Annotated in this window: 5 protein-coding genes and 2 tRNA genes; 5 read left to right on the top strand and 2 right to left on the bottom strand. The window is 42.7% G+C overall.

What is annotated here, in order from left to right; translation table 11 throughout:
* A partial coding sequence (locus tag JI65_RS12705; RefSeq protein ID WP_191017226.1) for a restriction endonuclease subunit S occupies nucleotides 1-484 on the bottom strand: 484 nt, incomplete at its 3' end.
* Nucleotides 485-719: 235 nt separating this feature from the next.
* On the bottom strand, nucleotides 720-2,240 hold the full coding sequence (locus JI65_RS12700) for a type I restriction-modification system subunit M (protein WP_191017223.1): 1,521 nt from the start codon (nucleotides 2,238-2,240) through the stop codon (nucleotides 720-722).
* 417 nt (nucleotides 2,241-2,657) lie between these two features.
* Here JI65_RS12700 and JI65_RS12695 point away from each other — a divergent pair.
* From JI65_RS12695 to JI65_RS12675, 5 genes are all read left to right on the top strand, one after another.
* Nucleotides 2,658-2,730 (top strand) — tRNA-Thr (locus tag JI65_RS12695).
* A gap of 51 nt (nucleotides 2,731-2,781) precedes the next feature.
* Nucleotides 2,782-2,854, top strand: a tRNA-Thr gene (locus JI65_RS12690).
* Between the two features lie 208 nt (nucleotides 2,855-3,062).
* Nucleotides 3,063-4,046 carry a UDP-glucose 4-epimerase GalE gene (gene galE / locus JI65_RS12685; protein ID WP_191017220.1) on the top strand — a complete coding sequence of 328 codons (984 nt, stop codon included), beginning with the start codon at nucleotides 3,063-3,065 and terminating at the stop codon, nucleotides 4,044-4,046.
* Nucleotides 4,047-4,110: 64 nt separating this feature from the next.
* Nucleotides 4,111-5,517: a mannose-1-phosphate guanylyltransferase/mannose-6-phosphate isomerase gene (locus tag JI65_RS12680; protein ID WP_191017218.1), complete on the top strand. Its 1,407-nt coding sequence runs from the start codon at nucleotides 4,111-4,113 to the stop codon at nucleotides 5,515-5,517.
* Between the two features lie 219 nt (nucleotides 5,518-5,736).
* Nucleotides 5,737-6,558, top strand: coding sequence for a metallophosphoesterase (locus JI65_RS12675; protein ID WP_191017216.1), 822 nt, complete (start codon nucleotides 5,737-5,739; stop codon nucleotides 6,556-6,558).
* The last annotated feature ends 18 nt before the right edge of the window (nucleotides 6,559-6,576 follow it).

Raw genomic sequence — 6,576 nt, 5'->3', positions numbered from 1 at the left:
TCAGTTCATTTATGATTGTATCTGCTATAGTATTTGTTGAAATATTTGCCTGACTTGCACTACCTGTAGCTTTGGAAGCTAAGGCATAAAAGTTATCCCATTGCCGAAAATAATAGTACAAAAATTGATTATCAAATTTTTCAGATTTTTTCATTTTACAGGTTCGTTGATTTAACAAAGCATTTTCATCGCATCTATAAATCGATACTCTTCCTACCCAACTTAATGGATTAGGTTTACTTACAGGGTCTCCAGTTAAAGCGAAAAGAACATCATTTCGGTAGATTTTATATTTCTCAAATTCTTTAATGTCTTGAATATCTACACTTGCAGAATCATCGAAAAATTTAACAAGTCCATCTTTTAGTTCTTTGATTTTGACAATTTTGTATTCACCATTAGTTTTGAATTCTGAAGATTTAAATGCGTAACCGTTTTGAAAATCACAATAATCTCCTAATCTAACTTTTTTCCACTCTTCCATTTTCATTCCTTTATATTTTAGATTCCGAAACAAGTCCGGAATGACGTTTTGTCGTTTCAAATGACAATTGACTGATTTTGTGTTAGCAAAATCGAATCCGTGTGGCAATTTCTGCCCGCCTGCGCCGCCCTAATGCGCTAGGGATTGTAGGGGCAGCGTAGCCGTTCTCGCGAAGCGAGAATGGAGCGATAGCGGAACCCCGAAAAGCCCGACCTGCCGTCAGGCAGGGAGCGCCCTAAATCTTAAAACCAATCTCTCCTAAATTTTTCTTTATCTCTTCTTCGAGCTCGTGGCTCTTTGCGAACATTCCGCCAAGTTCGGTGGTCAGGCGGGTCATTTTATCGGCGAAGGGTTCATCATCCACAGGCCCTTCTTCTATGCCAACGTAGCGGCCGGGGGTGAGGATGTAATCCTGGGCGGCGATTTGTTTTGTGGTGGCAACTGCGCAGAAGCCTTTTACATCTTCGAGGGTGCCCTTCTGGAAGGCGGTGAAGGTGTTTGCAAGGCGGGCGATGTCTTCTTCAGAAAAGTCACGGTGCTTGCGGTCTACCATGTGGCCCATGTTGCGGGCATCTATGAAGAGGGTTTTGCCGGGCTGCTTTTTGCCGCGGGTGATGAACCAAAGGGTTACCGGAATTGTTACGCTGTAGAAAAGCTGGGTTGGCATGGCAACAATTCCTTCTATTAAATCTGCTTCGATTATTTTACGACGGATTTCTCCTTCGCCAGAGGTCTGGGTGGAAAGGGCGCCATTTGCAAGTACCAGACCGATTTTTCCGTTAGGAGCCAGGTGGTAAATCATGTGTTCTATCCAGGCGTAGTTTGCGTTGCCTGCGGGTGGAAGTCCGTATGCCCAGCGCGGGTCGTTCTGCAATTTATCCTGTCCCCAGTTGCTTAAGTTGAAGGGTGGATTTGCCATGATGAAGTCGAACTTCTGTGTGGAATGAAGGTCGTTGAAGAAGGTGTCTTCGGGATGGTCGCCAAAGTTTGCGTCGATTCCGCGGATTGCCATGTTCATTTTGGCCATTTTCCAGGTGTCGGCGTTGGCCTCCTGTCCGAAGACCGAGATGTTGCTTCTGTTTCCTGCGTGCTCCTGAATGAACTTTACTGACTGAACGAACATTCCGCCCGAACCACAGCAAGGATCGTAAACGCGCTTTCCTTCTGAAGGTTTTAAGATATTTACGATTGTTTTTACTACGCTTGCCGGGGTGTAGAACTCGCCGCCTTTTACTCCTTCGTAGGATGCAAACTGGGCGATGCAGTATTCGTAGGTGCGGCCGAGCAGATCTTTGCTTGCTTCGGTGTCGCTCATGTCCATGTTGGTGAATACGTCTACTACGTTACCAAGAACGCGTTTGTCCAGCTCGGGGTTGGCGTAGTTTTTTGGAAGGACTCCTTTGAGGCTTTTGTTGTCGGCTTCTATGGCAATCATGGCTTTGTCTAAGATTGTGCCGATTTCCGGTGTATGGGCAGCCTTTGCAATTTCTGACCAGCGGGCTTCCGGCGGAACAAAGAAGATGTTGTCTGCTTCGTAAGCGTCCGGGTCGTCTTCAAAACCGTCACCTTCTGCAACGAGCTCTGCATATTTTTTTTCGAAGGCAGTTGAGATGTATTTTAAGAAGATAAGTCCTGTAAAGATTTTGCGGTAATCTGCAGCGGGAATGTGTCCCCAAAGTTCGCAGGCTGCATCCCAAATCTGCTGTTCAAAGCCGATTGTGGCGGAAGATGATTTGGTCGATTTTGATTTTGCCATGATGATGTCCTTGTTTTGAAAATTGATGTTTTATTGTAGCATAATTCGTTGTCTTTTGTAGCTGTTGGACAAGAAAACAATCAAAACTTGCTTGTGCTAAAACAAAAATGTCATCATAAAAAAGTCTAGCGATTAAAACTTGTTTTTTTTCATCAAATATGACTTTGATGATTTTTCGCAAATCTTGCAATAAATTGAGAATGTTACGCTTTATCAAAAAAATCCATATATTTTTAGGGGAAAATCACATTTTTTTCTTTCTATTATTTTTGATTCGGTTATAAGCGGAGTAAAAGAATAAATAGTCCGAATTCCAAATTTTGGGGAGAATTTACAAAAAAATTCAAAAAAACTTTATTTTTCTGTTGACATGTTTTGTTCGATTTTGTAATATATTTACACCGTTTGACGGTAAACGCTGCCTTAGCTCAGTTGGTAGAGCACGTGATTTGTAATCTCGGGGTCGTGGGTCCAAGTCCTACAGGCAGCTTAGCAATCAGAAGTTTCGGTTTCTTGATTGTTTTCTTTTACATTTTAATTTGCTGCCTTAGCTCAGCTGGTAGAGCACGTGATTTGTAATCTCGGGGTCGTGGGTCCAAGTCCTACAGGCAGCTTTAAGCCATGAATCGTTCGGTTCATGGCTTTTTTTTGTTTTGAGACTTTTTTGTTCCTTTCTCAGTGGCGGTATAAAAAATAGTTTTTATAGGCAGAAATTCATTAATGTGCGAAAGTTGATGGGGCAGATTTTTGCCTTTAAATTTGTATTTCTCATGTCTTGTGATATAATCGTTAGGACATTTTTATTTTAGAGAGGTTTTTTTTATGAAAGTTTTGGTAATTGGCGGAGCCGGATATATCGGAAGCCATGTTGTAAAAGAATTGATGCAGAAAGGTCACACCGTTACGGTTTTTGATAATTTGTCGTCTGGACTTCGCGAGAATCTTTTTCCTGAGAACGAATTTATTTATGGAAACATTTTGATTCAGGATGATATTGATTCAGCTTTTGCGCGCGGATTTGATGCGTTCGTTCATCTTGCAGCATTCAAGGCCGCTGGTGAGTCAATGCTCAAACCTGAAAAATATTCCGTAAACAATATTACTGGCACGCTCAACATTATGAACAGCGCGGTTAAGCACAACTGCCTAAAAATGGTATTTTCTTCGAGCGCGGCTGTTTTTGGCGAGCCACAGTACCTTCCGATTGATGAGAAACACCCTAAAAATCCAGAGAACTACTATGGATTCACTAAACTTAAAATCGAAGAATTTATGGGCTGGTACGAAAAAATCCGTGGATTAAAATTTGCGGCTCTTCGATATTTTAACGCTGCTGGCTACGATGTTGACGGCTTCCCGTGCGGTCTTGAGCAGAATCCTGCGAACTTGCTTCCGGTAATCATGGAGACAGCTTGCGGAATGCGCGAAAAGATGAAAGTGTTCGGAAATGATTACGACACTCGCGACGGAACTTGTATTCGCGACTACGTTCACGTTACGGATCTTGCAGTTGCTCACGTTCTTGCGCTTGAGTACATAACGAAAAACAACGAGAGCATCACTGTGAACCTTGGAAGCGAGAAGGGCGTTACCGTAAAAGAAATGCTCGACACTGCAAGAAAACTCACCGGAAAAGAGATTCCTGCAGACTTTGTTGAGCGACGTGCCGGCGACCCTGCGACACTCGTTGCCACATCTGCCTATGCGAGAGAAAAACTTGGCTGGGTTCCAAAGCACTCTGACGTTGAGACGCTCCTAAAATCAACTTGGGACGCATATCTTAAAAACGGAAAATTAAAAAAATAATAAAATCAAATCTGATAAAATTGCAGGCGAATTTGTTCTAGTCGCCTGCTTTTGAGGAAAAATAATGTCGATTATACCTGTAATTCTTTCAGGCGGAAGCGGAACCCGTCTTTGGCCACTTTCACGCGCCGCGTTTCCTAAGCAACTTATAAGCCTTGTTTCAGACAAAACGATGATTCAGGAGACTGTAGGACGTCTTTCTGGTCTGGAAGTTAGAGAGCCGATTATCGTATGCAATGAGCAGCACAGATTTATTATTGCCGAGCAGATGAATCAGATTGGCGTTAAGAATCCTGTGATTCTTTTGGAGCCTGTCGCAAAAAATACTGCGCCTGCAATTGTGGCGGCTGCCTTAAAAGCAATGCAGATTGATGAAAATTCTGTCATCGTCGTGCTGCCGTCTGACCACAACATTAAGGATTCAAAAGTATTCTGCGAGGCAGTTTCGCTTGCCGCAAAAGAGGCACAAAAGGGCAGCCTCGTAACGTTCGGAATCACTCCGACCTTCCCGGCGACTGGTTACGGCTACATTGAGTCTGAAAAAAAAGATGGCGAGTGCGCTTCAATAAAACGTTTCGTTGAAAAGCCGAATTTGGAGACCGCAAAAAAGTATCTTGAGTCTGGAAATTTCCTTTGGAATTCTGGAATGTTCATTTTTAGGGCGGATAGTTTTATAGAAGAAATCAAGAATCTTGACAACTCGATTTTTGAGGCTACGAGCAAATCGCTTTTGAACGCAAAAGTTGATTTGGATTTTATCCGCCTTGAAAAAGAGTCGTTCGAGAAAAATCCGTCGATTTCGATTGACTACGCGGTTATGGAAAAGACCAAAAAAGGCAAGGTTATTCCGTTGAATGCCGGATGGAGCGACGTTGGTTCTTGGAATTCGCTTTGGGACGTTTCGGAAAAAGATTCTTTTGGCAATGTCGTAAAAGGCAATGCTGTTCTTGACGGGGTTGAAAATTCCTTTGTTTATGGAAAGAACCGCGTTGTTACGGCAATCGGCTTGAAGGACGTTGTGATTGTTGATACAAAAGATGCTTTGCTCGTTGCGGACAAATCCAAGTCAGAATCCGTAAAGAATATCGTTGACCGCTTGAAGGATTCAAAAAATCCAGCCGCAACCGAGAATACGATTGGCTATCGCCCGTGGGGATTTTATGAGACAATCGAAAAGGGCGAGCGATTCAAAGTAAAGCATATTACCGTAAAGCCAGGTCAGAAACTGAGCGTTCAGCTGCACTATCATCGGGCAGAGCATTGGATTATCGTTTCTGGTACAGCAAAAGTTTTGAACGGCGAAAAAGAGCTTATTCTTACTGAGAACCAGTCAACTTTTATTCCTCTCGGAACGGTTCACGCAATTGAAAATCCAGGAAAGCTCCCTCTTGAATTCATTGAAGTTCAGTCTGGAAGCTATTTGGAAGAAGATGATATTGTTCGTTTTGAGGACAAATACGGTCGTGCGTAAAATCTTTTAAGAAAAGCCGCTGCCCGTTTTTTGAGGTTCGTTTAGCACTTCAGAGGGAGACTGATTAAAAACTTTCGTCATGCCGAATTTATTTCGGCATCTGCACTATATTTTGTGTACAAGAACCCAAAGCAAGTTCAGCATGACACTATGATTTTGAGTTTTTAGCCAGTCTGGGGGCGGCTTTTTTATTTGGATTTAAGGAGTCAAGAGCAAAATATGAATCGTAAGAAAAAAGTTCTTCTTTCACTGTTTGGTTTTGTGGCACTCCTGTTGTGGATTTTGTGGTCAGAAGTGCTGTTTGTTGACAGAATAAAACTGAATCTTCTAAAAAATGAAGCTCAAAAAATCAGGATTGCACTTGTAACCGACTTGCATTCTTGTCGCTACGGAAAAAATCAGCGCACATTGATTCAAAAAATCGACAACGAAAAAGTGGACTTTGTTATTCTTGCGGGTGATATTTTTGACGACAAGATTCCAGACGATAATGCGAAAATTTTGATTGAAGATTTGGTCAAAAAATATCCTTGCTATTACGTTACAGGAAATCACGAGTTTTGGAGCGGCCGCGGGAATGAAATGAAAGATTATTTGCGTGCCGCGGGCGTTAATGTGCTGGCAGGGGAAGCGAAGACTTTGATTTTGAACAATTTTGCCATTGACATTTGCGGCGTGGACGACCCGTTTTTTGTGAACGAGGCTGAATGGAAAAATCAACTGGATTCAGCTTTTGGAGCCACCGAAAAATCTCATTTTAAAATCCTTGTGACGCATCGCCCGGAAAGGATAAAAATCTACGAGCAATATGATTTTGACTTGATTCTTGCGGGGCACGCTCATGCCGGGCAGGTCAGAATTCCGTTTTTTAACAGAGGCTTGTTTGCTCCGAATCAAGGCTTTTGGGCAAAATACGTGAACGGTCCGTATCAGCTTTCGAACGGGAGCGTTATGGAAGTAAGCCGTGGGCTTGCACGGGAAAGCACGCCGCTGCCAAGATTTTTTAACCACCCGCAACTTGTCATTTTGGACATTGAGTAAATCGGAAGCGTATTTTTT

Origin of the sequence: Treponema zioleckii, assembly GCF_014737315.1 — a bacterium.
Classification (GTDB): domain Bacteria; phylum Spirochaetota; class Spirochaetia; order Treponematales; family Treponemataceae; genus Treponema_D; species Treponema_D zioleckii.
The sequence above is the reverse complement of the archived record's forward strand: the minus strand, read 5'-3'. Positions and strand labels throughout refer to the sequence as shown.